19 protein-coding genes and 1 tRNA gene are annotated in these 23,386 nt (G+C 66.5%); 10 read left to right on the top strand and 10 right to left on the bottom strand.

Annotated features, from left to right (window positions below; all coding sequences use genetic code 11):
- Positions 1-9: 9 nt before the first annotated feature.
- Complete coding sequence (locus WDC82_RS12080; protein WP_340117569.1) at positions 10-1,422, bottom strand: amidase; 1,413 nt, start codon at positions 1,420-1,422, stop codon at positions 10-12.
- Positions 1,423-1,654: 232 nt separating this feature from the next.
- Between WDC82_RS12080 and WDC82_RS12075 the strand changes: the two genes are divergently transcribed.
- Entirely contained in the window at positions 1,655-2,002 is a 348-nt protein-coding gene (locus WDC82_RS12075; protein WP_340117568.1) for a hypothetical protein, read from the top strand.
- 51 nt (positions 2,003-2,053) lie between these two features.
- Entirely contained in the window at positions 2,054-3,334 is a 1,281-nt protein-coding gene (locus tag WDC82_RS12070) for an amidase (RefSeq protein ID WP_340117567.1), read from the top strand.
- A 9-nt stretch (positions 3,335-3,343) separates the two neighbouring features.
- On the opposite strand, the gene WDC82_RS12065 is transcribed toward WDC82_RS12070, so the two are convergent.
- Both WDC82_RS12065 and WDC82_RS12060 read right to left on the bottom strand, forming a co-directional pair.
- A complete protein-coding gene (locus WDC82_RS12065; RefSeq protein ID WP_340117566.1) occupies positions 3,344-5,545 on the bottom strand; it encodes a PAS-domain containing protein in 2,202 nt (733 codons plus the stop codon).
- Positions 5,546-5,747: 202 nt separating this feature from the next.
- Positions 5,748-6,263, bottom strand: coding sequence for an adenine phosphoribosyltransferase (locus tag WDC82_RS12060; RefSeq protein WP_340117565.1), 516 nt, complete (start codon positions 6,261-6,263; stop codon positions 5,748-5,750).
- Between the two features lie 250 nt (positions 6,264-6,513).
- Between WDC82_RS12060 and WDC82_RS12055 the strand changes: the two genes are divergently transcribed.
- A complete protein-coding gene (locus WDC82_RS12055; RefSeq protein ID WP_340117564.1) occupies positions 6,514-7,848 on the top strand; it encodes an aspartate aminotransferase family protein in 1,335 nt (444 codons plus the stop codon).
- Entirely contained in the window at positions 7,845-8,705 is an 861-nt protein-coding gene (locus tag WDC82_RS12050) for a 3-keto-5-aminohexanoate cleavage protein (protein ID WP_340117563.1), read from the top strand. The genes WDC82_RS12055 and WDC82_RS12050 overlap by 4 nt, the downstream gene beginning before the upstream one ends.
- A gap of 105 nt (positions 8,706-8,810) precedes the next feature.
- On the opposite strand, the gene WDC82_RS12045 is transcribed toward WDC82_RS12050, so the two are convergent.
- Both WDC82_RS12045 and WDC82_RS12040 read right to left on the bottom strand, forming a co-directional pair.
- The gene (locus WDC82_RS12045) at positions 8,811-9,380 is read right to left on the bottom strand and encodes a copper chaperone PCu(A)C (RefSeq protein WP_340117562.1); all 570 of its coding nucleotides are present in this window, start codon (positions 9,378-9,380) and stop codon (positions 8,811-8,813) included.
- Positions 9,381-9,481: 101 nt separating this feature from the next.
- Complete coding sequence (locus tag WDC82_RS12040; protein ID WP_340117561.1) at positions 9,482-9,943, bottom strand: hypothetical protein; 462 nt, start codon at positions 9,941-9,943, stop codon at positions 9,482-9,484.
- Positions 9,944-10,388: 445 nt separating this feature from the next.
- Here WDC82_RS12040 and WDC82_RS12035 point away from each other — a divergent pair, with 445 nt between their 5' ends.
- The 5 genes from WDC82_RS12035 to WDC82_RS12015 all read left to right on the top strand — a co-directional run bounded on the left by WDC82_RS12035 (position 10,389) and on the right by WDC82_RS12015 (position 16,953).
- A complete protein-coding gene (locus tag WDC82_RS12035; RefSeq protein ID WP_340117560.1) occupies positions 10,389-11,369 on the top strand; it encodes a TAXI family TRAP transporter solute-binding subunit in 981 nt (326 codons plus the stop codon).
- A gap of 167 nt (positions 11,370-11,536) precedes the next feature.
- Entirely contained in the window at positions 11,537-14,170 is a 2,634-nt protein-coding gene (locus WDC82_RS12030) for a TRAP transporter permease (RefSeq protein WP_340117559.1), read from the top strand.
- Positions 14,171-14,188: 18 nt separating this feature from the next.
- On the top strand, positions 14,189-14,617 hold the full coding sequence (locus WDC82_RS12025; protein ID WP_340117558.1) for a universal stress protein: 429 nt from the start codon (positions 14,189-14,191) through the stop codon (positions 14,615-14,617).
- A 247-nt stretch (positions 14,618-14,864) separates the two neighbouring features.
- Positions 14,865-15,611 (top strand): hypothetical protein, encoded by a 747-nt coding sequence (locus WDC82_RS12020; protein WP_340117557.1) that lies wholly within the window; start codon positions 14,865-14,867, stop codon positions 15,609-15,611.
- A gap of 256 nt (positions 15,612-15,867) precedes the next feature.
- Positions 15,868-16,953, top strand: coding sequence for a DUF2336 domain-containing protein (locus tag WDC82_RS12015; RefSeq protein WP_340117556.1), 1,086 nt, complete (start codon positions 15,868-15,870; stop codon positions 16,951-16,953).
- Between the two features lie 69 nt (positions 16,954-17,022).
- Here the strand turns inward: WDC82_RS12015 and WDC82_RS12010 are convergent, their stop codons facing one another.
- From WDC82_RS12010 to WDC82_RS11995, 4 genes are all read right to left on the bottom strand, one after another.
- On the bottom strand, positions 17,023-18,393 hold the full coding sequence (locus tag WDC82_RS12010) for a TRAP transporter large permease subunit (RefSeq protein ID WP_340117555.1): 1,371 nt from the start codon (positions 18,391-18,393) through the stop codon (positions 17,023-17,025).
- A complete protein-coding gene (locus WDC82_RS12005) occupies positions 18,393-19,016 on the bottom strand; it encodes a TRAP transporter small permease subunit (RefSeq protein WP_340117554.1) in 624 nt (207 codons plus the stop codon). The genes WDC82_RS12010 and WDC82_RS12005 overlap by 1 nt, the downstream gene beginning before the upstream one ends.
- 151 nt (positions 19,017-19,167) lie before the next feature.
- Positions 19,168-20,229: a TRAP transporter substrate-binding protein gene (locus WDC82_RS12000; protein WP_340117553.1), complete on the bottom strand. Its 1,062-nt coding sequence runs from the start codon at positions 20,227-20,229 to the stop codon at positions 19,168-19,170.
- 263 nt (positions 20,230-20,492) lie between these two features.
- Positions 20,493-21,554 carry a TAXI family TRAP transporter solute-binding subunit gene (locus WDC82_RS11995; RefSeq protein WP_340117552.1) on the bottom strand — a complete coding sequence of 354 codons (1,062 nt, stop codon included), beginning with the start codon at positions 21,552-21,554 and terminating at the stop codon, positions 20,493-20,495.
- Between the two features lie 296 nt (positions 21,555-21,850).
- Here WDC82_RS11995 and WDC82_RS11990 point away from each other — a divergent pair.
- Positions 21,851-21,927: transfer RNA gene (locus WDC82_RS11990), tRNA-Pro, on the top strand.
- A 159-nt stretch (positions 21,928-22,086) separates the two neighbouring features.
- Here WDC82_RS11990 and WDC82_RS11985 read toward each other — a convergent pair.
- On the bottom strand, positions 22,087-23,343 hold the full coding sequence (locus WDC82_RS11985; protein ID WP_340117551.1) for a 2Fe-2S iron-sulfur cluster-binding protein: 1,257 nt from the start codon (positions 23,341-23,343) through the stop codon (positions 22,087-22,089).
- Positions 23,344-23,386 lie beyond the last annotated feature (43 nt).

Genomic DNA, 23,386 nt, shown 5'->3' with positions numbered 1-23,386 from the left:
CGTTCGCCGTCATTCCTTCAATGTTTTCTCGAGATCGGGGAAGGGCCAGGGCGCGGCCTTCTCGTAGGCGCGCGCCGCGCGCAGCACCAGAGCGTCGGCAAAGCGCGGCCCGACGATTTGGAAGCCCGCCGGCAGTCCCGCTTTGGTGAGTCCGCAGGGCACGCTGGCGGCCGGCTGTTGCGTCAGATTGAAAGGATAGGTGAAGGGCGTCCATTCCGGCCAGCGCGTCATGCCGCTGCCGGGCGGCACCTCGTGTCCAGCTTCGAAGGCCGCAATCGGCAGGCTGGGCGTCACCAACAGGTCGTAGGTCTGGTGGAAGCTGTTGGCGGCGACGACCAGGGCCTCGCGGCGTGCCATGGCGCCCATGTAATCGAGCAGCGTGTAGCTGCGTCCCTCTTCGGCGACTGCCTGCAGGCCCGGATCCATGCCGGCGATCGCGGCGGCGTCGAAGCGTTGCAGCAGCTTTGCGGCGCCGGCGAACCAGTGCATGCGGAAGACCTCTTCCGCTCCTTCGGTGTCGGGCTCGGCTTCGATGATCTCCGCACCGAGGTCCGCCAGCGTCCGCACGGCCTTGGCGACCAGGGCGGCGATCTCCGGGTCGACCGGACGGCCGCGCAGGGTGGGGGCGAAAGCGATCTTGAGGCCTTCGATACCTTCGTCCAGGCCGTGCAGGTAGTCGGCGCCATCGTAGGGCAGGCTGTAGGCGTCGCGCGGGTCCGGCTCGCTCATCACGTTCAGCAGCAGGGCCGCGTCGGTGACGCTGCGCGTCATCGGGCCGACATTGGAGAGGATGCCGAAGGGGCTGGCGGGGTAGGCGGCGACGCGCCCGAAGGTGGCCTTCAAGGCAAAGGTGCCGGTGAAGGCGGCGGGGATGCGCACCGAGCCGCCGGCGTCACTGCCGGGGGCCAGTGTGCACAGGCCCGCGGCCAGGGCGGCCGCCGTACCGCCGCTGGAGCCTCCCGGCGTCTTGCTCGGGTCCCAGGGATTGCGGGTTATGCCATCGAGCGGCGAGTCGGTGACGCCCTTCCAGCCGAACTCCGGCGTCGTCACCTTGCCCAGCATGACGGCACCGTGCTCGCGCAGGCGCGCGACCGAGGGGGCGTCCTCGTCCCAGCGCTGGTCGCGGGCGATCGCCTTGGAGCCGCGCAGCGTCGGCCAGCACTTGGTCAGAAGCACGTCCTTGATGGCCGTGGGCACGCCGTCCAGCGGGCCGCGCGGCGCGCCCAGGCGCCAGCGCTCTTCCGATTCCGCGGCACTGGCCAATGCGGTTTCGGCGGCGACGAGGTTGAAGGCATTCAGCTTGCCGTTGTAGCGCTCGATGCGATCAAGCATCGCACGCGCCGCCTCTACCGGCGACAGCGCGCCGCTGCGGTAGAGTTTCACCAGGCGGCTTGCCGTCATCATGGCGATATCGTCGCTCATGCCGTCTCCCACTGTGTTCTTCATTGCAAGAGGTTGCACGGCACGCCAGGTAAGGACGTGCCGCATCCCGGAAATCCCCGGCGACTGCCCAGGCCGGCTATTCCTGGCACGGCGCCCTCATTCTGTCGAGGCCGTGGCCTGTCGCCGTGGGGGCGGATCTGCCGCAAAGCGGACATGATTGACGGCTAGTTTGGACGTAATGTTTAAGGCCATGCGAGCGAGGAGCAGAGCAATGAGAATCCGAACCGAACTCAAGCGGCCGGCCCGGTTTCTGGCCATCGGCTTGCTGGGCCTTTGCCTGGCCGTGACGCCGCTGCCGCTGCTCCTGGGGCAGGCGCAGGCACAGAGCGCCACCCCGGCCAAGCCTGAGGACGCGCCCGATGGATCACCGAGCGAGCTGGCGCGCGAAGGCCTGGAGCAGATGCTGCGCGCACTGCGCTTGCTGGTGCAGAGCATTCCGCAGTACGAATTGCCTGAGGTTCTGGAGAACGGCGACATCATCATCCGGCGTAAGCATCCTCAACCCGATTCTGATCGGCCGGAGAACGCGGAGCCGAACATCGACGAGACGGCGACCTGAGCGCCGCCCTGGAAAGAGATACCGGGAGGGGAAGCCGAAAGTGGGGAAGCGATGAACGATCAGAAGCAGGCCGCCGAAACCGACGGCGCCAATCCATTTGCCGCGCTGGATGCCGGCCGTCCGCCGTGGGACGCCCTGGGCGCATTCGTGCCGGCACCGCAGCCGCAGATCGCCGGTTCCGCGACGGGACCGCTGGCCGGCTCCACCTTTGCCGCCAAGGACATCTTCGATGTGGCCGGTTTCGTTACCGGCTGCGGTAATCCCGACTGGGCGCGCGGGCATGCGCCGGCCGAGCGCCACGCGCCGACGGTGCAGACCCTGCTCGACGCGGGCGCGGAACTGGTCGGCAAGACCATCACCGACGAACTGGCTTACAGCCTCAACGGACAGAGTTTCCATTACGGCACGCCGACCAATGTGAACGCGCCAGGGCGCATTCCCGGCGGCTCGTCCTCCGGCTCCGCCGCGGCAGTTGCCGGCGGCCTTGCGGATTTTGCGCTGGGCAGCGACACCGGCGGCTCGATCCGCGTTCCCGCCAGCTACTGCGGGCTCTACGGCCTGCGGCCGACGCATGGGCGCATCACCCTGGAAGGCGTCATGCCGCTGGCGCCGGGCTTCGACACCGTCGGCTGGTTCACCCGCGACGCGGCGCTGCTGCGGCGCGTCGGCGGCGTGCTGCTTGGCGGCCCGCAGGCCGAGAGCCTGGGCAGCGCCGGGCGCTGGAAGCGCCTGCTGCTGGCCGAGGATGCCTTCGCCCTGGCGACACCGGCGGCCCAGGCCGCGCTGGCCCCCTTCGTCGGGCGGCTGGAACAGCGTCTGCTGCCGGCAGAGAAGATCGCGGCTGCCGAGACCGGCACCTTGGCGGATTGGATGTGGCGCTTCCGCCATATTCAGGCGCGCGAGATCATGGCCACGCACGGAGCCTGGATCGCTGAGACCAAACCGTCTTTCGGGCCGGAAACTCAGGAGCGCTTCGATTGGGCGGCGACCATAACGGAAGACCAGGGCGCGTCGGCGCGCGAAGCCCGTGAGGGCTTCGCCAAGCGGCTCGCCGAGCTTCTGGGCGACGATGCGCTGCTTTGCCTGCCGTCGGCACCCGGCATCGCTCCGCGCACCACCAGCACGGCGGAGGAACTGGTGGCCCACCGCGGCGCAGTGCTGAGCCTCACCTCCATCGCCGGCCTGGCGCGTCTGCCGCAGGTATCACTGCCGCTGGCGAAGGTGGAGGGCTGTCCGCTGGGGCTGTCGCTGATCGCGCCGGCCGACTGCGACGAGGACCTGCTGGCCTTCGCCGAGGCCTTCTGCGCGACGGAAGAGCGCCTGGATATTTGACGGGGCGCCCTACGCCGCGTCGACGGTCTTTTCGCTGATGCGGTTTTCCGGCAGCGTGACGGTGATGGCGGTGCCCTTGCCGAGTTCGCTCTGCAGCGTCAGCGTGCCGCCGTGCACTTCGATCAGGGCGCGGCACAGGGGGAGACCCAGGCCGGTACCCTCGTGCTTGCGGCTGAGCCCCGATTCCACCTGGGTGAAGGGCTCCAGCATGCGCGCCTGCTCGTCCTTGGCGATGCCGATGCCGGTGTCGATGACTCGGAAGCCGGCGCCCATGCCGGGGCCGCCCCAAGCCTCGACGGTGATGCTGCCGCCGGAGGGCGTGAACTTCACGGCGTTGGACAGCAGGTTGATGAGGATCTGCTTCAGGCGGCGCGCGTCCGCCGTCACCAGGGATAGCGGTTCGGCGTAGTCGGTCTCGAGGGTGATGTTGTTCTCCCGCGCGCGCGGGCCGATCAGGCGCATGCCCGAAGCGATCACCTCGCGCAGATCGACTTCTTCCTCGTAGAGGTCGATCATGCCGGCTTCGGCCTTCGATACGTCGAGGATGTCGTTGATGATGGTGAGCAGGTGGTTGCCGCTCTCGTGGATGTTCTGGATGTAGTCGCGGTAGTTGTCGTGGCCGATGGCGCCGAAGACCTGCTGCAAGATCAGCTCCGAGAAGCCGATGATGGCATTTAGCGGCGTGCGCAACTCGTGGCTCATGGTTGCCAGGAACTCGCCCTTGGTGCGGTTCGCCATTTCGGCGGCTTCCTTGGCGCGCAGCAGTTCCTGCTCGGCCAACTTGCGCTGGGTGACGTCGCTGAGCGAGCCGGCCATGCGGTAGACGTGGCCGCTTTCGTCTCGCACGCCGAGACCGCGCGAGTGAACCCAGCGGTATCTGCCGTCGTCGCCGCGCATGCGATACTCGTGGTCGTAGTACTCGGTCTTGCCGCGCAGGTGCTGGCGCATGCGTTCGCGCATCACCTCGACGTCGTCCGGATGGATGCGGCCGATCCACTCGTCTGCGTTGACCACCGGTTCGCTGCCTTCGATGCCGACGATCTCGCGCAGGCGGCGCGACACGTAGACGCCGTCGACCTTGTCACCCCATTCCCAGATGCCTTCATTGGCGCCGCTGAGGGCGAGGGCATAGCGCTGCTCGCTCTGGCGCAGCGCCGCTTCAATGCGCTTGGTCTCAGTGATGTCGGTGTAGACCATCACGTAACCGCCGTTGGGCAGGCGGCGGTTGCGGTTCTCCAGCACAGTGCCGTCGGGGCGCACCCGCTCCATGCGCGCCTGCAGGTTGGTCAGCAGAATCTCGGTGCGGCGCTGGACTTCTTCCTCGGTCATCCCGGCACCGTATTCGCCGCGCTGGGCGTTGTACCGGACGAGATCCTGGAAGGTGGCGCCTTCTTCCAGCATGTCGCGCGGAATGCCGAGCAGCTTTGTGAACTCGCTGTTGAAGGCGACCAGCTTCAGGTCCTTGTCGAACAGGCAGACCCCGACCGGAATGTTCTCGACGATCGCGTTCATCAATCGGGCCTGCCGCTCGGCCTTTTTCTCGGCCGCGGCCTTTGCCTGCTGCGCGGCGCTCAGGGCGGCGAAGATCATGCAGATCATGCAGGATAGCACCAGGCCGGTGTGCAGCACGACGCGCCAGTCGCCGTTCGGGTCGAAGGCACTCATGTGCGGATCGAACAGCTGGCGCAGCATCTGGGTCAGCAGGTAGGTGCAGAAGATCAGCAGGGTGCCGGCGCAGACGATGGAGATCGGCCGCTTGTGCGGGCGATAGTGGCGCCAGAACAGAATGCCGGCGCATCCGACGCCGCCCGCCGCGCCGAGGCTGAGCAGCACCAGCACCGGCAGCGGTACCTCCGGGTTGATCAGGCAGGTCGAGGTTCCGGCCAGCACCAGGGTGCAGGCGACCAGCAGAAGTTGCAGGTGATCGCGCAAGCCGAAGAAGCGCAGGGTGCCGCCCAGCAGCAGCAGGGCGATGATCGTCTGGCCACCCTCGTGTATGGCCAGGAAGCACGCAGGGTCGAAGGTCGAGGCGAAGGCCAGGGCGCCGAGGCGCAGGGCCTCCATGCCGAGACTGGCCGCCCACCAACTGAGCGCCGGGTTGCCGTCCGCCTGGCGCGCGGAGGTCAGCGCCATGACGGCCAGCATCGCCGGGGCCATGGCGGCGACCAGCATCACCGCGGCGAAGGAGAAGGTGGTGGCCTCGACTGGCATGACCTCGGCAAAATCCCGTTACAGCCCGCGGGCGATCGAGGTGGGACTGCCGGCCGGACGGGTCGCGTCCGGCCTGGGTACCCCTCGCTCGCCTATAGCGCGCAAACAGGGATTGATAGCCGATTAGAGTTAATTGAACCTAAAAATCTCAGGATTTCCGCAGGTTTGGCCGGGAAAGCCGGGGGAGCGGCGCTCCGCCGCTTCAGCTGTCGTAGGCAATCAGCGTTTCGACCGGGATATCCAGATTGTCGCGCCCGTTGAGAAAGGTCAGCTCAATGATGCAGGCGGCCCCGGTCACGTCGGCGCCGGCCGAGCGCAGCAGCTGGGCGGCGGCGTTCATAGTGCCGCCGGTGGCCAGCAGGTCGTCGACCAGGAAGACCTTCTGGCCCGGCTGCACGGCGTCAGCCTGGATCTCGATGGTGTCGGTGCCGTACTCGAGGTCGTAGGTGTAGGGCAGGGTGGCGCCGGGCAGCTTGCCTTTCTTGCGCACCATGACGAAACCCTTGTTGAGCCTGAGAGCCAGGGGGGCGGCGACCAGGAAACCGCGCGATTCGATGCCGGCCAGGACATCGGGCTCGTGCCGGTGGACGATCTCGGCCAGCCGCTCCACCGTCGACTGCCAGGCGGCGGGATGCGCCAGCAGAGGCGAGATGTCGTAGAACAGGATGCCCGGCGTCGGGAAATCCGGAATCCCGCGGATGTGCTCTTTCAGGTCCATGGCCCCTCGCGCTCCCTGCTCGATCGTACGGTGCCGGGTCATACCCTCAAAGGGGCCCGGCCGGGCGGCATCCTACTGGCCGCTCTCCCTGCAGGCAACGCAAGGGAGCCTTTCGGGAACCGCGCGGCCGCGTGCCGTGACAGAAGGTTCCAAGCTGGCCTAGACTGATTTCCCACCCGCGGTTTCCCATGACTGAAGTTCCGCCGCACCGCCAGCCCCTTTTCACCACCAGGCCTTGAGAGCATCTGCCGTGAGCTACGTCTTCCCGCGCCACACCAAAGCCCGTTATCCGGTCGCCGTCGCCGGCGAGGGTCCCTACATTACCGACAGCACCGGCAAGCGCTACATCGATGCCTCCGGCGGCGCCGCGGTATCGTGCCTCGGCCATGGCCATCCGGCGGTGGTCCAGGCGATCAAGGATCAGGTCGACAAGATTGCCTATGCCCACAGCGGCTTTTTCACCACCGAAGCCTCCGAGCAACTGGCCGAGCACCTGATCCAACGGGCGCCCGAGGGCATGGCCCGGGTCTACTTCGTCTCCGGCGGGTCCGAAGCCAACGAGACGGCGCTGAAGCTGGCGCGCCAGTTCCACCTGGAGAACGGCGAGCCGCAGCGCTCCCACTTCATCGCCCGGCTGCAGAGCTATCACGGCAACACCCTGGGTGCCTTGTCGGTCGGCGGCAACGCGGCACGGCGCGCGCCCTATCAGCCGCTGTTGAGCCCCGCCAGCCACATCGATCCCTGCTATGCCTATCGCCACCGGCGTCACGACGAGAGTGAGGAGGCCTACGGCCGCCGCGCCGCCGACGCCCTGGAGGCGGAGATCCTGCGCGTCGGACCCGAAAAGGTCGCCGCCTTCATCGCCGAGCCGGTGGTGGGCGCCACCCTGGGCGCGGTGCCCTCGGTGACCGGCTACTTCAAGCGCATCCGCGAGATCTGCACCCAGTACGGCGTGCTGCTGATCCTCGACGAGGTGATGTGCGGCATGGGGCGCACCGGCAGCCTCTTCGCCTGCGATCAGGACGGCATCGCGCCCGATATCCTCACCTGCGCCAAGGGCCTGGGCGGCGGCTACCAGCCGATCGGCGCGGTGCTCTGTTCAGGGCGCATCTACGACGCCATTGCCGGCGGCTCCGGCGCCTTCGAGCACGGCTTCACTTACATCGGCCATGCCACCGCCTGCGCCGCGGCGCTGGCCGTGCAGCACACCATCGAGGGCGAGGACCTGCTGGCCAACGTCCGGCGCCAGGGCGACGCCCTGCGCGAGGCGCTCGAGTCGCGCTTCGGGAATCACCACCACGTCGGCGACATCCGTGGGCGCGGCCTCTTCATCGGCCTCGAACTGGTCGCCGACCGTGCGACCAAGGAGCCCTTCGATCCGGCGCTGAAGCTGAACGCGAAGATCAAGCAGCGCGCGATGGACGAGGGCATGGTGTGCTATCCCGCCGGCGGTACCGTCGACGGCAAGCGCGGCGACCACGTGCTGCTGGCCCCGGCTTTCATTGTGCAACAGGGGCATCTCGACGAGATCGTCGACAAGCTGGGCCGCTCGATCGATGCCGTGCTGGCGGGGGCCGGCGCGTGACGGATGCAAGTTTGCAGGTCGACTGGACGCCGATGATCCTGGCGGTGGCGCCCAACGGCGCGCGCAAGACCCAGGCCGACCATCCGGCAGTGCCGATTTCGCCGGCGGAACTGGCGGCCACGGCGGCGGCCGCGCAGGCGGCCGGTGCCTCGATGATCCACCTGCACGTGCGCGACGGCGCGCAGAAGCACAGCCTCGACGTTGGCGCCTACAGGGAAGCGACGGCGGCGGTGCGTGAGGCCGTCGGCGAGCGCATGGTGATCCAGGTCACCAGCGAGGCCGTTGGCATCTACAATGCCAACCAGCAGCGTGCCATGGTGCGCGCGCTGGAGCCGGAGGCGGTCAGTCTCGCCATCCGTGAACTGATCCCCGACGAGTCCGAAGAGGATGCCTCGCGCGAATTTCTTGCCTGGCTTACCGGCACCGGCATCCTGCCGCAGTACATCCTCTACGCGCCGGAAGACGTGGCCCGCTTCGGGCGGCTGCAGGCGGAGGGCGTGGTGCCGCCGGGGCCGGCGTTCCTGCTGTTCGTGCTGGGGCGCTACACCCCGGGCCAGCGCTCGGTGCCCAACGACCTGCTGCCCTACCTCAGCGAGATCGCGGCCTGGCCGGAGGCGGAGAAACTGCCCTGGGCGATCTGCGCCTTCGGCCCCAAGGAGACCGCCTGCGTCACCGCGGCGGCGACCCTGGGCGGCCATGCCCGCGTCGGCTTCGAGAACAACCTCTACCTGCCGTCGGGGGCGTTGGCGCAAGACAACGCGGCGCTGGTTGCCGCCGGCGCGGCGGCGGCCGCGGCGATCGGCCGTCCGTTGGCCGACGCCGCCACCGCGCGCCGCATCATGACCGGCGGCGCCTAGATCGGATCACGCCAAGACGGAACCGCTGAGTGGTTCCGTCTTGGCGTGAGTCTTGGGGATCACCTTCGGCGATTCCATTCGGCCCTGACCTGCTCCAGCGTCCGCTCAGTTGGACGATCCAGGGGTGCCGTGGTTCATGCCGCCGTGGCCCATGCCACCTTGGGCGCCGCCCATGCTGCTGATCGCTTCAACCGCGACTTCGACGGTGATCTCGCCGGCGTTCTGGAAGGTGAGGGTGAGGGGGAAGTGGTCGCCTTCCTTCAGCGGCGCCTTGAGGCCGATCAGCATGACGTGAAAGCCGCCGGGCTGCAGTTCGGCCATGGCGTTCGCCGGCACATCGACGGCCTCGACTTGGCGCATCTTCATGACGTCGCCTTCCATCATGTGGGTATGGAGTTCGACACGCTCGGAGACGTCGGCCGCCACGGCCACCAGGCGGTCGCCCCCGCCCGCATTGTGGATGGTCATGAAGGCGGCGCTGTTGCGGGCCGGACCGGCGGAGGCGCGTGCCCAGGGATGATCGATCTTCAAGGCCCCCAGGGTGAACTCGTGGGCGCGGGCACCGCTGCCGAAGGCGGCCAGGGAAACGGTGACGGCGGCAGCCAGCAGAATGGCGCCGATAACCGTCTGGCGGCGGGTGGCGGCTGCGGGAAAGCAGAAAGCGTTCGAAGTCATTGGAATGGATCCTCATGGCGGCATGGCATCGCCCGCTCTTGGCGGCGGCCACGATCTCTGAAAAGGCGTCAGGGGTGGCGAAGAGCGCTTCGCCGATGCGCTCAGGCCGCCGGTGGGCCGCGGGAGAGCGCGCTGAGGCCGTCGCGGCCGGCGCGGGCGGCAGCCGCCGTGGGCTGCGAGGCAGGGGCGCCGACGGCGCGCACTGCCAAGACCACCGGCGTCGGCAGGTCGGCGAGGCCGTTCTGCGCGAATGCGGTGCAGACCGGGCAGGCGTTCAGGTGCCCGGTATCGTGGTCTGCCGGGTGCGGGGTGGCGGGGGCTTGCTCCGCCGGGATGCCGGCCGGGGCCAGGCGGATCTCGCCGTCGGCGGCGCAGATATCGAGATAGGCCGGATATGGGGCTGCCGGGACGCCGGCTTCCGCGTCCGGCGGCCCCGCCAGGGCCGCGACCAGCAGCATGGCAAGGCCATGTCCGAGCAGGCCCAGGCCTGCAAGCGCGCTGGCGACCAGCGTGCCGACTCGGGGCCGCTGGGGGCAGCGGGAAAGGGGGCGGCGTCGAAGCATCGTGGGCGGACCATAGAGCAGTCCTTGCGGGCGTTCCAGCGTCTCCGGTGAGCCGGTGGGCCTGTTGAGGGTCGGTTCAGTGTGCGCCCTCGGCTGACCAAAGGCACCGGGCCAAGGGGAGCGGAACAACGGGGGTAGACATTCCGGCGCCGGGAAGTGTTCAATAGGCTGAAAAATAACGGTGGTCTAATCACCGAACCAAAGACACAGGGAATTGCGTTCTGACAAGCCTTGCTTTGCACGTCGAGCCGGGAAGGCATGACGACCCTCATTGTTCGGGGGGCGTGGTTGCCGCCTTGCCGCTTGGCCGTCAGCAATCGTGCCTGTGCCTTCCGGACTGACAGATGCCGGACAAACTGATTCTGGGGGAATACCGCGCGTCGCCGCGAGGGCACGCGTCTCACGAATTCGATCCACAGACGAAAGAATTGGGAGCAATCAACCCATGAAATTGATTTCCTTGAAATCCGCCATGCTGGGCTTCTCCGCGGCGGCGATGCTCGCCGGCGGTGTGACGACGGCCCACGCGCAGGAGAAGTTCGTCACCATCGGCACCGGTGGCCAGACCGGCGTCTACTACGTGGTCGGCCAGTCGATCTGCCGCCTGGTCAACCGCGGCTCCGGCGATCACGGCATCAAATGCACCGCGCCGTCGACCGGCGGCTCGATCGCCAATCTCAACGCCATCGCCGCCGGCGAGCAGGACATGGGCGTCGTCCAGTCCGACTGGCAGTACCATGCCTACAACGGCACCAAGCCGGACACCTTCCCCCAGGCCAACAAGGACCTGCGGGCAGTGTTCTCCGTGCACCCGGAGCCCTTCACCGTCGTGGCCCGCAAGGATTCCGGCATCAAGTCCTTCGAGGACCTGAAGGGCAAGCGGGTCAACGTGGGCAACCCCGGCTCCGGCGCCCGCGGCACCATGGAAGTGCTGATGGAACGGCTCGGCTGGCAGATGAGCGACTTCAGCCTGGCCGCCGAACTTCAGTCGGCCGAGCAGGCTTCGGCGCTCTGTGACAACAAGATCGATGCGATCGTGTTCACGGTCGGCCACCCGAGCGGCACCATCAAGGAAGCCACCACGTCCTGCGAATCGGTGCTCGTCGAGGTGACCGGGCCGGAGGTCGAGAAGCTGATCAGTGAGAACGCCTACTACGCCCAGGCGACCATTCCCGGCGGCACCTACGACGGCACCGCCGAGGACGTCGTGACGTTCGGCGTCGGCGCGACCTTTGTTTCCTCCACCAAGGCGGACGAGGAAACCATCTACCAGGTGGTCAAGGCGGTGTTCGACAACTTTGACCGCTTCAAGAAGCTGCATCCTGCCTTCGCCAACCTGAAGGAACAGGACATGATCACCAACAACCTCTCTGCGCCACTGCATCCGGGCGCCGAGCGCTACTACAAGGAGCGCGGCTGGATGTAGGATCGAGCCGGCGGGCGGGAGACCTCTCCCGCCCGCTTCCTTTCTTCGCTGGCTTCACGAAAGTGCATCGCGAGCGTTTCCGATAAGCCCGATCGAACGGGACGAGACGCTGGCTTTCGGGGGAACAGCAGCCGCCGGCCGGGGGGCTGCGAGACTGGGGACTATCAATGGCTGACGATTCCAAGCCCGGTGCGGCGGGACAGGCAGGCGGCGGGCGCCCGCTGAGCGACGAGGAACTTCAGGATCTCGTTGCCTCAACCGACACCGGCGGACGCTCGCCGACCGGCATCCCTCTTCACATCATCCTCTGGGTCGCCGTTGCCTGGTCGCTGTTCCAGATTTGGATCGCCTCGCCGCTGCCCTATGTCCTGTCCGCACTCACCGGCTGGCAGGCCGTGCTGAACAGCACCGAGTCGCGCGCGATTCACCTCGCCTTTGCGATCTTCCTGGCATTCCTTGCCTATCCCGCGTTGAAGCGCTCGCCTCGGCACTACATTCCGATCCAGGACTGGGTGCTGGCGCTGGTCGGTGCTTTCTGCGCCAGCTACCTGTTCTGGTTTTACGATTCCATCGCGCAGCGTCCGGGCATTCCCAACACGCAGGATATCGTCGTGGCCTGCATCGGCATGGTCATCCTGCTGGAAGCGACCCGCCGCGCGCTGGGGCCGCCGCTGACGATCATCGCATCGATCTTCCTGATCTATACTTTCTTCGGCCCTTACATGCCGGCGCTGATTTCCCACCAGGGTGTCTCGTTGTCCGGCGTCGTCTATCACCAGTGGACGTCCACTTCGGGCGTCTATGGTACCGCGCTGGAGGTCTCCACCAGCTTCGTGTTCCTCTTCGTGCTGTTCGGCTCCTTGCTCGACAAGGCCGGCGCCGGCAACTACTTCATCAAGGTCGCCTTCTCACTGCTCGGCCACTACCGCGGCGGCCCGGCGAAGGCGGCGGTGGTCGCCTCGGCGATGACCGGACTGATTTCCGGCTCCTCCATCGCCAACGTGGTCACCACCGGCACTTTCACCATCCCGATGATGAAGCGCACCGGTTTCTCGTCCGAGAAGGCGGGGGCGGTTGAGGTCGCATCCTCCGTGAACGGCCAGATCATGCCGCCGGTGATGGGCGCCGCCGCTTTCCTGATGGTCGAATATGTCGGCATCTCCTATTTCGAGGTGGTGAAGCACGCCTTCATCCCGGCGCTGATCTCCTACATCGCTCTGGTCTACATCGTGCACCTGGAGGCGATGAAGGCGGATATGCAAGGCCTGCCGCGGGCCGAGGCGCCGAAGCCCCTCGTGCGCGTCGCTATCGGCGTGCTGCTGGGATTCCTGATCACGGCGGCGCTCTCGATGGCGTTCTACTACGGCCTCGGTTGGGTCAAGCCGCTGCTTGGCGATGCCACCCCCTGGCTCGTCGCCGTGCTGCTCACGGCCGTCTATGTGGGCCTCATCCGCTTCTGCGCCCGCTATCCCGAACTGGAGCTTGACGATCCTTCGTCGCCGGTCGTCTCGTTGCCAAAGGTTGGGCCGACGGTAAAGTCGGGCCTGCATTTCCTGCTGCCCGTCGTCGTGCTGATCTGGTGCCTGATGGTGGAGCGGATGTCGCCCGGCCTTTCCGCCTTCTGGGCAACGGCTTTCATGGTCTTCATTGTGGTGACGCAGCGCCCCATCTTCGCCTTTTTCCGCGGGACGGAACTGACCGCTACCTTCGGCCGCGGCTTTTCGGAGCTGTTTGACGGCCTGGTGACCGGCGCCCGCAACATGATCGGTATCGGTATCGCCACGGCGACCGCCGGCATCATCGTCGGCTCGGTGTCGCAGACGGGCATCGGCCTGGTGCTGGCCGACCTGGTGGAGATTCTGTCGCTCGGCAACATCATGCTGGTGCTGCTGTGGACGGCGGTCCTCAGCCTCATTCTCGGCATGGGCCTGCCGACCACGGCGAACTACATCGTGGTATCGGCGCTTATGGCACCGGTCATCGTGCAGCTGGGCCAGGATGCGGGTCTCATCGTGCCGCTGATCGCCGTCCACCTCTTCGTGTTCTATTTCGGCATCATGGCCGACGTCACGCCGCCGGTCGGCCTCGCCTCCTTCGCTGCGGCGGCGGTATCCGGCGGCGATCCCTTGAAGACGGGCTTCATCGCTTTCTTCTATTCGCTGCGTACCGCGGCGCTGCCGTTCCTCTTTATCTTCAATACCGACCTGCTGCTGATCGACGTCGGATGGCTGGGCGGCATCGGTGTATTCATAGTGGCGACCGTGGCGATGCTGCTGTTCGCGGCGGCGAGCCAGGGCTACTTCCTGACGCGAAACCGCATCTACGAGACGGTGCTGCTGCTGCTCATTGCCTTCACGCTGTTCCGCCCGGGCTTCTGGATGGACATGATCTCGCCGCCCAACCGCGACGTCGCGCCAAGCAACATCATTGCGGTCGCCGACCGCATGACGGCGGGGGAAATCCTGCGGCTCCGCGTCGACGGCGTCGACTCCATCGGCAATCCGCGCAGCTTCGTCGCGTTGCTGCCGCTGGGTGAGGGCGAGACCGGCGAGGAGCGTCTCAGTTCTGCCGGCCTGGAGCTCTACATGGACGGCGACAAGGTGCTGATCGACAATGCCGCCTTCGATTCGCCGGCCCAGGCCGCCGGCCTGGAGTTCGACCAGGAAATCGTCACCGTGAAGGAGCCGCTGGACCAGTTGCCCAAGGAGTTGATGTACATCCCGGCGCTCCTGGTGCTGGGGCTCATCGTCTTCATGCAGCGCGGGCGCCGGGAGCGCCGGCCGGCGGCGGCGACCGCCTAGAGGGGGAATGTGACCAAGATGTTCAAGGATATCCTGCTGCCGGTCGACATCGGCAATCCGGACACGCAGGCAAAGGCCGTCAGCACTGCCGTCGAGATGGCGAAGGCCTTCGGCTGCCGCCTGCATGTCATGACCATCGTGCCGACCTTCGGCGAGGGATTCGTCTCTTCCTTCTTCCCGGCGGATTACCAGGAAAAGGCGTTGGCGGTTGCGGACGAGCATCTGCACGCCTTCGTGCGGCAGCGTATCCCCGAAGATCTTCCGGTACAGCACGTGGTCGCCTGCGGCACGATCTACGAGGAAATCCTCGGTTTTGCCAAGAAGCACGACGTCGACCTCATTGTCATGGCCTCCCACCGCCCGGAACTCAGCGACTACCTGCTTGGCCCCAACGCCGCCCGGGTCACCCGCCACGCCAACTGCTCGGTCCTGGTGATCCGCCCTTAGCGGGGGGGGCAGCGTCACGCCAGGCCAAGGACAGCGCCCGGGATGCGTGTGGTTGTGCGGGCGTCAGGTGGCCGGCAGGCGACGCTTAAACATATTCTCATCGACTTTCGGCTAGTCTTAGAATGACGGGCCGTGGCGGCCCTCACGGCGACGTGATGGAATCCGGCTGGCGGCAGCGGGGCTCGCTGCCTAGGTTACTGCTGGCGGCCCGGCCGCTGTTTGGGTTGGCGATGCTATGCGAAGTGACGTGAAAATTCAGGAGGCTGCGCTCGACGCCGATTTTCCGCTGGAAGATCTGCCGACTGCGCAGTTGGAGGACATGGCCGAGGCGGGTGCCGAGGTCATGGATGTCCACCGTGTTCTCGCCAAAACCGGCGACAACATCGTCGGCGAGTTGCTGAAGCACAACGGCACGTTTTACGAGTGGGACCACTATCCGCCGGGCGACGTCTACGACCATGAAACCCACGGCCAGTTCTACTACCATGCCCACGCTTCCGATCAGCGCTTCCAGGGCGAGCACGGCCATTTTCATACCTTCGTGCGCCCGCGGGGCATGCCGGCGGGCATCCAGCCGGCCAAGGTGCCTGGCTATGTCGCGCCAGAGGACCCCAATGACGCCCTCAGCCACTTGATCGCCATCGCCATGACGCCCGCGGGGCTGCCGTTTCGCCTGTTCACCGTGAACCGCTGGGTCACCGGCGAGGTGTGGTACAGGGCCGATGACGTCATTCGCATGCTCGACGTCTTCATGATCGACCACGCCCAACCCTCCTGGCCGGTGAATCGCTGGATCGGGGCCATGGTCCGCCTGTTCAAGCCGCAGATCGCCGATCTGCTGCACGCGCGCGACCGCAAGGTGGCCGCCTGGCTGGACCTGGCGCCCGACAGCGACGTCTTCGAAGACCGCGACCTCGAAGTGACCTCTTTCCTGGACATCTCCATCGACCGCCAGGTCAGCGGCGTTGCCGCGGCGCTGCTCGCCCGTCGCTAGCTGCTTAGCGGCCTGATTAGGTTACCCGCCGGTTAACGCCGGCAGCGGCCAGGTGCCGCGAGGCCGGGCGGGTTGCCGCTTGATGGGGTAGGGCCGGTAAATTTTAAGCATGAATTAACGTCAGGCCCGGATAATCCGCCTGTTGAGGCACCGCGCAAGCCCGATCGGTATGGCGCTTGCGGGGTACCGCGTTCGTCCGGGCTTGACCGAGAGAGACATGACAGGAAGCCTTTCCCAGGAAGACGTTGCCCGATTGATGGCGGATCCCTCGCCGGACGTGCGGGCCGAGACGACCTCGAAGATCGCGGCACAGTACGATCGCAAGTTCCCGCGCATGACCGAGGCGGAGCGCAAGCTGGCGGAGGAAATCTTCCGCCGGATGGCGCGTGATGCCGAGGTGCTGGTGCGCGAGGCCCTGGCCGCCAATCTGAAGGCGACGCCGGATCTGCCCCGCGACCTGGCCGTGGCTCTGGCCAAGGACGTCGACAGCGTGTCCCTGCCGGTGCTGAAGTATTCCGAGGTGCTGACCGACGACGACCTTATCGAGATCCTGCGCAGCGAGAACGCCGCCGCCAAGCAGGTCGCCATCGCCCAGCGCCCGACGGTGTCGACCGCCGTCGCCGACGCTCTGATCGATACCGGCAACGAGACCGCGGTCGCCCGCCTGGTCGCCAACGAAGGCGCCGAGCTGACCGAAGCCGCGCTCGGCCGCGTGATGACCGAATACACCGGTAGCGAGGCCGTCGCCGAATCGATGGCGCGCCGTCCCAGCCTGCCGGCGACAATTTCCGAACACCTGGTATCGGCCATGGCCAAGAAGCTGGAAAGCTACCTGGTCAGCAAGCATGATCTGCCGGCCGATGCCGCCGCGAACCTGATCCTGCAGACCCGCGAGCGGGCGACCGTGAGCCTGCTGAGCCGTGGTGCCCAGGGTGCCGATCTGGAGGAACTGGTCTTCCAGATCCACGTGAACGGGCGCCTGACCCCGACCCTGATCATTCGCGCGCTGTGCGTGGGCGACATCGCCTTCTTCGAGGCGGCGATGGCGCGCCTTGCCAACGTACCGATGAAGAACGCCAAGAAGCTGATCCACGATGGCGGCGACCTCGGCCTGCGCTCGATCTATGAGAAGGCGCGCATGCCCGAGCGGCTGTTCAGCGCGGTGCGCGCTGCGGTCCAGATATGCGGAGAAGGTGAGTACGACGGCGGGCGCAACGATCGCGAGCGTTTCGTCGCGCGCATTATCGAGCGCCTGCTGACTCAGTTCGAGGACCCGGCGTCGAAGATGACCCAGGACGACATCGATTACCTGATGAACAAGCTGCGCCAGCTCGCGGCCTGAGATTTCGGTAGGGGAGTGCCAGAACGGCGCCGGTCCTGAGGGGCCGGCGCCGTTTTCTATTGTCCGGCTTCAGTTCAGCAGCACCCGGGGCAACCAGAGCGCCAGGTCGGGGAAGGCCATGACCAGCCCGAGGCCCACAAGCTGCAGCAGGACGAAGGGAATGATTCCCTTGTAGATCTGCTGGATCCTCACCTCCGGCGGCGCGACGCCTTTCATGTAGAAGAGGGCGAAGCCGAAGGGCGGCGTCAGGAACGAGGTCTGCAGGTTCACCGCCAGCAGGATGGCGAACCAGTAGACGACCTCGCGCTGCGGCACGTGATCGCCGAAGTCCAGGCCGGCGACGATCGGTGCAAACACCGGCAGCACGATCAGCGTGATCTCGATCCAGTCGAAGAAGAAGCCGAGGAAGAACACCAGCCCCATGATGACCAGCAGCAGGCCCCAGGGGCCGAGGCCCATGTGCTCGATCAGGTCGGTGACCAGGAAGTCGCCGCCCAGCACCCGAAACACATAGGAAAAGCAGGTGGCGCCCAGGAAAATGCCGAACAGCATGCCGCCGGTCAGGGCCGAGCGTTCCACCACGTCCTTCAGCACGGAAAAGCTCAGCCGCCGCTTCAGGATCGCCAGGAAGATCGCCCCCGCGCCACCGACGCCGGCCGCCTCGGTCGGCGTGGCCCAGCCGAAGAGAATCGAGCCGAGCACCAGGAAGACCAGAAACAGCGGCGGAATGAAGGAGCGCAGCACCATCGCCGCGATGCCGCCGGCCGTGCTCGGCCCCTCATCTTCGGGCAGCGGCGGCGCCAGCTTCGGCTTCCAGCTGCAGAGGATCAGGATGTAGAGCATGTAGAAGCCGGCCAGCAGGAAGCCGGGAATGATCGCTGCGACGAAGAGATTGCCGACGGAGCGCGCCAGCAGCTCGGCCATGATCACCAGCATGATCGACGGCGGGATCAGAATGCCCAGGGTGCCCGAAGACGCGATGGTGCCGGTTGCCAGCGGGATGTTGTAGTTGCGCTTGATCATCTCCGGCAGCGCCAGCAGCGTCATCATCACCACCGACGCGCCGATGATACCCGTGGTCGCCGCCATCACCGTGCCCATGATGGTGACCGACAGCGCGAGGCCGCCGGGTACGCGGCGCAACAGTACCTGCAGACAGTGCAGCAGGTCGCTGGCGACGCCGCTGCGTTCCAGCATCGTCCCCATGAAGATGAACATCGGAATCGCCGTCAGTACGAGGCTTTCGGCGATGCCGCCCCAGATGCGCGACTGCAGGCTGAAGAACTGGATGAAGGAAAAGGCATCCAGCATCATGCCGATGAAGCCGAAGGTGAGGCCGACGCCGCCCAGTACGAAAGCGACCGGATAGCCGCTGAACAGAAGGATGCCCAGCGCCGCGAACATGAAAAGGGGCAGGTAGTAGACGAGATCGAACGCCATTACCGGGTCTCCCCGTTGCGCGGGGGGCTATCCTGGTCGCGCAGGACGGTCGGCACGATTTCGTCGAGGTGCTCGACCTCGGCTTCCTCGATCTCGTGAACTTTGCGGCGCAGGTCCTCGGGCCCGAACAGCTCGACGACCTTGCGCAGCAGGGTGGCGATGCCGGCCAGCGCCAGGAGTGTGAAGCCGAGGGGGATGGTCGACTTGATGAGCCAGCGGTGGGTCAGGCCGGTCGCCGAGGCCGAGATTTCATTGGTGCTGTAAGCGCGCTCGACGAAGTCGATGCCGAACCAGATGACAAGGCCGCAGAACGGCAGCAGGAAGAAGAGGCAGCCGAGGATCTCCAGCCACCACTGGGTGCGCTCCTTGAGGTTCTCGCGCACCAGATCGATGCGGACGTGGGCATCCTTCAGATAGGCATAGCCGAGGCAAAAGACGAAGAGGATGGTGTGCAGGTGCCATTCCGCTTCCTGCAGCTTGGTCGATCCCAAGACGAAAAAGCGCCGGGTTATCACGTCGAAGATGGTGACCAGAATCAGGGCCAGACCGGCCCAGGCCGCGATCTTGCCGATCTTGGTAATGACGCGGTCCAGCCCGTCGCTGACCCTTATCAGCAGTTCCATAGCCGATTCCCCTCGTCCGGAATGCAGCCGCCTCCAGGGCGGAAACCAAAAAGGAATAGCGCCGGAGCTCGTTGCCGAGTCTCCGGCGCTATCCCATCAAAGTTCTTTGAGCCAAAGACCTATGACAGGTCCGGAACGCCAGGCATCCCGATCACAGGTAGCCCAGGTCGCCCCATACCTTGTACTGGGTGCGGAACGCGGAGAGCGAATCCCACACCTTCTTGAAGTTGGGATTCGATGCGGCCAGATCCGCGGCCACCTCGTTCCACGCTTTCTCCAGTTCGGCAAGAATTTCCGGCGACCAGCGGTGGATCGTGACGCCCTTTTCCTGCAGTTCGGCCAGCGCGGCACCCTGGATGGCTTCGCCCTCGGCCAGGCCGGCACGGATGTTGTCACCGCACACGGCTTCGATCTGCGCCTTCTGGGTGTCGGACAGGGCGTCGTACTTGTCCTTGTTCATCATCAGGTCGAACAGCGTCGACTGCTGATGCCAGCCCGGGAAGTAGTAGTGCTTGGCGACCTGGTAGAATCCGAGGTCGAGGTCGATGGCTGGCATGGAGAACTCGGTCGCGTCGATCGAGCCGCGCTCCAGCGCCGGGAAGATGTCGCCGCCGGCGAGCAGCTGCGTCGAGACGCCCATCTTCTCCATCACCTTGGCGCCGAGGCCGAAGAAACGCATCTTCAGGCCTTTGAGGTCGTCGATGCTGTTGATCTCCTTGCGGAACCAGCCGGAAGCCTCCGGCGCGATGACGCCGCACATCACACCTTTGATGTTGTACTGGGCGTAGAGCTCGTCGAAGAGCTCCTTGCCGCCGCCATGGTAATACCAGCCCAGGTACTCGCCCGCGCGCGGGCCGAAAGGCACGGCGGCGAAGAGGGCGAAGGTCTCGTCCTTGCCGGTCCAGTAGCCGGGCGTCGACCAGCCGGCGTCGACCGAGCCGGCGGAGATGGCATCGAACATCTCGAGTGCCGGCACCAGGGCGCCGGGCTCGTAGAGCTTGAACTGCAGTGAGCCGCCGGAAACCGTCTCCATATGGTCGGCGAGACGCACGCCGAGGGTGCCGAGTTGCTTCAGCTTGCTGCCGTAAGCGCTCGCCAGGTTCCAGCGGACGGTCTTGTCCTGGGCCTCGGCATCGCCGGCGACGCCGAGAGCCATCACGGCCCCGACCGTCAGCGCCGAGACGGCGAGCTTCATCGTCTTGCGGATGCGCATTAGAAAAGTCCTCCCGTTCGTTTCGCACCCGCCGGCACGGCTGGCGGGCATCGTTAATTTCCCCCTTCGATGCCCTCGCAAGTTGTTGCCGCTGTAGGTTCACCGAAGCGGTCCGAAGCTAGCCCATGGCTCTGAGGCTCACAAGCTCAAACCACAGTAAGTTGAGGTATTTAGATTCATTACAGAGTACGACTTTACAGCATAGAGATTTCAGACAGGAAGGGCTGCAGACGAACGATCTGCGCGTTCAGCCCGCGGCGCGCTCAGCCGGGCGCGCGGTCCGCTGCTCTCTGCCGCTCAATCAGCCCTATATCCTGATAGAATTGCAGCGCACCTTCGTGCAGCGGCAGGCCGATGCCCTCCAGCGCGGTATCCAGGCGAATGCTGCGTCCCTTGGCATGGCCGCGGTCGAGCAGGCGCCGCGCGTCGCTGCGCCACAGCGCATCGAGGATGCCGTAGATGGTCTCGGCGCTGACGTCGTTGCGGGTGATCCACTGGGCAGCGACCGACAGCGTCTCCACCGCTCCGACGCCGCCGTAGACCCCGGCGGGAATGCTGTCCTTCTGCAGGAACGGATTGAGCTTTACCAGGGTGGCGGTCTCGGGGCCGCTGATCGGCACCAAGCTGATCTCCATCTGCTCGCCGGCCCACTGCACCACCTTGGCGGGATATCCCGCGATCAGAAAAAAGGCGTCCAGCTCGCCGGCCGCCAGCTTGTCCATCGCGTCGTCCGATTTCAGGTAGGAGACTTCGAGGGTCTGCTCGGTCAGGCCGAAGGCCTCCAACACCAGCCGCGCGCCGACCAGGGTGCCGGATCCTGCCTGGTCCAGCGCCACGCGCTTGCCGGCGAGGTCCCCGACGCGGCCGATGCCGCTGTCGCGCCGCACGACCAGATGGAAGGATTCGGGGTAGAGGTTGGCGATGGCGCGCAGGGAGTTGAGGCGGCCTTCGTCCGCGAAGGCATTTGTGCCGGCATAGGCCCAGAACGCCACGTCGGACTGCACGAAGCCGGACTCGATGCGGCCGGCGGCGATGTCCTTCACGTTGGCGACCGATCCGCTGGACGACTGGGCGACCGCGACTAGCCCGGGCACGCCGCAGGTATCGCCCGACTCGCAGGTGCCGGCCGGGTTGCTGATGGCCTGGGCCACCAAGCCGGCGATGGGGTAGTAGGTGCCGCCGATGCCGCCGGTGCCGATGCGGAACAGGGACAAGTCTTCAGCAGCAGCCGGCAGGACGGCGAGGCCGCCGCCCAACCAGCCCAGGCCGGCGGCGCAGATACCCGCAATGACGGCGGTGGCCACCGCCCGTCGAATCGCCCTCATAACTTCCTCACAAAAAGGACGGCAGTAAAAGGACCGCGGTGCGATCGGCGGCATGAGTGCGCGGCAGCGGCGCCTGACACCGGGGCCGAAGCGGGGTGCATCCCGCCCCATTCTCGCTCCCAGGTCAACAGGACAGTACCGGCACTAACCAGAAAGTGCTGCGCGGGGAATCCCCATGGTTAATACCGGGTAAAGCGCGGCGGTGGCCGGCATTTCCGCAGTCCGGCGACAGCCTGCCAGAAACCCTGTTCGCCAGGATTGCAAAGCGTCTGGGGAGCCGCTATAACGCGCCGCGCCGGGGAGTAGCTCAGCCTGGTAGAGCACTACGTTCGGGACGTAGGGGCCGGAGGTTCGAATCCTCTCTCCCCGACCAATCTTTCCAAGGACTTGGCAGTGTCAGCCACCTCAGGAGATTGGTCCGGCGCAACAGACGGCAGCCCACCCGGGCAGGCCGTCCTCATACCCCCAAAGATAACGCCGGAAGCCGCAGCCAGTTGGGCGCGGCATCGCGCCTGGATGGCGGTCAGCCGACTTACCGGCGGTCGGCCGCTCGCCCGATGACGGCCGGAGCCGCGCCGGTGACCTGACTCAATCCTTGCCCGTTGGCGTGGCCATCGTCGGGCTGGCCGTTGGCGGCGGCCGGTAGCGCCCCCAGAGGGGCCGCCTCCGGCAACACCGTGGCCGGCAACAAGGCCTCGCGGCTTTTGGGGTGGCGCAGGCGGCCCACGCTCAACAGGCCGCGCATGCCATCCAGCAGCTTGTTGAAGCTGCCGGGCCGGGCAGCCGCGTCGTCTGCCTGCGGGCCGGTCACGTGGAAGGGATCGGCGTGCACCTGCGCGCGGGCGACGCCGGCGTCCGTCAGTGCCTGCGTGACCGCGTCGACCATCTCCGGCGGGCCGGCCACGTAGAACTGCGCGTCCATATTGCGCTCCAGGTCCGCCAGCACCACCTCGGCCAGGTTGCCGCGGCGCCGCGTCGTCTCGCCCTCGGGCTCCGACAGCACCGTCTCGACGGTGCAGTTCCTGTGGTGCGCCGCCAGCAGTTTAAGTTCGCGCTCGTCGTAGACATGGGCTTCGCCGCGCACACCGAAATAAAGCCGCACCGAGCGGTCCGGCTGGCTGTTGAGCGCCGTGCGGGCAATCGACTTGGCCGGGGCGAGGCCGGAGGAGCCGGCGACCAAGACCAGCGGCCCCTCGTCGTCGGGACGCAGATGGGCGCTGCCGTAGGGGCCCTCGATCTGCACCGGGTCGCCTGGCTTCAGCTGGCGGTCGATGTGCTCGCTGACCCGGCCGCCGGGAATCACGCGGACATGGAACTCCAGCACCTCGTCGCCGGGTACGCTGGCCATGGAGTAGGCCCGCGCGGGCAGGCCGGCGAACTTCAGGCGCGCGAACTGGCCGGCGGCGAATTGCAGAGGCTCCTCCGGCCAGAGATAGATCCGCTTCACCAGCGGGCTGACCTGCTCGACGTTGGTCACCTGGGCACTGAGGCGGCGCACCGGCAGATCGACGGCAACGGTGCCGCCCAGCCAGGCGACGTGCACGTCGCTCTGCGGCCGGGCGCGGCAGGCGAGGACGAAGCCGGCGGCCTTCTCGGCGCTGCTCAGCACGGCGCTGTCGTAATTCTTCATCGCCACGTCGCCCGACAGCAGCAGGCACTTGCAGGTGCCGCATTCTCCGGTGCGGCAGCCGTGCGGAAAGGGCACGCCGCCGTCGAGGGCGGCATCCAGGATGGTTGCCTTGCCGGTTTCGATCGGAAGCGGCCACTGGCGGATGGTGAGTTTCGGCATGGTCGTCTTTCCGGCTGTTCCCCTGATGCTGCCCCGGACCGTC

It is taken from the genome of Pelagibius sp. 7325 (genome assembly GCF_037652055.1).
GTDB lineage: Bacteria > Pseudomonadota > Alphaproteobacteria > Kiloniellales > Kiloniellaceae > Pelagibius.
Note: the sequence above shows the minus strand (reverse complement) of the source record. Positions and strands in the feature narration are given on the sequence as shown.

Coding starts and splice junctions, on each gene's coding strand:
- WDC82_RS12080 (WP_340117569.1), bottom strand. CDS start 1,422: ATGAGCGACGATATCGCCATGATGACGGCAAGCCGCCTGGTGAAACTC.
- WDC82_RS12075 (WP_340117568.1), top strand. CDS start 1,655: ATGAGAATCCGAACCGAACTCAAGCGGCCGGCCCGGTTTCTGGCCATC.
- WDC82_RS12070 (WP_340117567.1), top strand. CDS start 2,054: ATGAACGATCAGAAGCAGGCCGCCGAAACCGACGGCGCCAATCCATTT.
- WDC82_RS12065 (WP_340117566.1), bottom strand. CDS start 5,545: ATGCCAGTCGAGGCCACCACCTTCTCCTTCGCCGCGGTGATGCTGGTC.
- WDC82_RS12060 (WP_340117565.1), bottom strand. CDS start 6,263: ATGGACCTGAAAGAGCACATCCGCGGGATTCCGGATTTCCCGACGCCG.
- WDC82_RS12045 (WP_340117562.1), bottom strand. CDS start 9,380: ATGACTTCGAACGCTTTCTGCTTTCCCGCAGCCGCCACCCGCCGCCAG.
- WDC82_RS12040 (WP_340117561.1), bottom strand. CDS start 9,943: ATGCTTCGACGCCGCCCCCTTTCCCGCTGCCCCCAGCGGCCCCGAGTC.
- WDC82_RS12035 (WP_340117560.1), top strand. CDS start 10,389: ATGAAATTGATTTCCTTGAAATCCGCCATGCTGGGCTTCTCCGCGGCG.
- WDC82_RS12030 (WP_340117559.1), top strand. CDS start 11,537: ATGGCTGACGATTCCAAGCCCGGTGCGGCGGGACAGGCAGGCGGCGGG.
- WDC82_RS12025 (WP_340117558.1), top strand. CDS start 14,189: ATGTTCAAGGATATCCTGCTGCCGGTCGACATCGGCAATCCGGACACG.
- WDC82_RS12015 (WP_340117556.1), top strand. CDS start 15,868: ATGGCGGATCCCTCGCCGGACGTGCGGGCCGAGACGACCTCGAAGATC.
- WDC82_RS12010 (WP_340117555.1), bottom strand. CDS start 18,393: ATGGCGTTCGATCTCGTCTACTACCTGCCCCTTTTCATGTTCGCGGCG.
- WDC82_RS12005 (WP_340117554.1), bottom strand. CDS start 19,016: ATGGAACTGCTGATAAGGGTCAGCGACGGGCTGGACCGCGTCATTACC.
- WDC82_RS12000 (WP_340117553.1), bottom strand. CDS start 20,229: ATGCGCATCCGCAAGACGATGAAGCTCGCCGTCTCGGCGCTGACGGTC.
- WDC82_RS11995 (WP_340117552.1), bottom strand. CDS start 21,554: ATGAGGGCGATTCGACGGGCGGTGGCCACCGCCGTCATTGCGGGTATC.
- WDC82_RS11985 (WP_340117551.1), bottom strand. CDS start 23,343: ATGCCGAAACTCACCATCCGCCAGTGGCCGCTTCCGATCGAAACCGGC.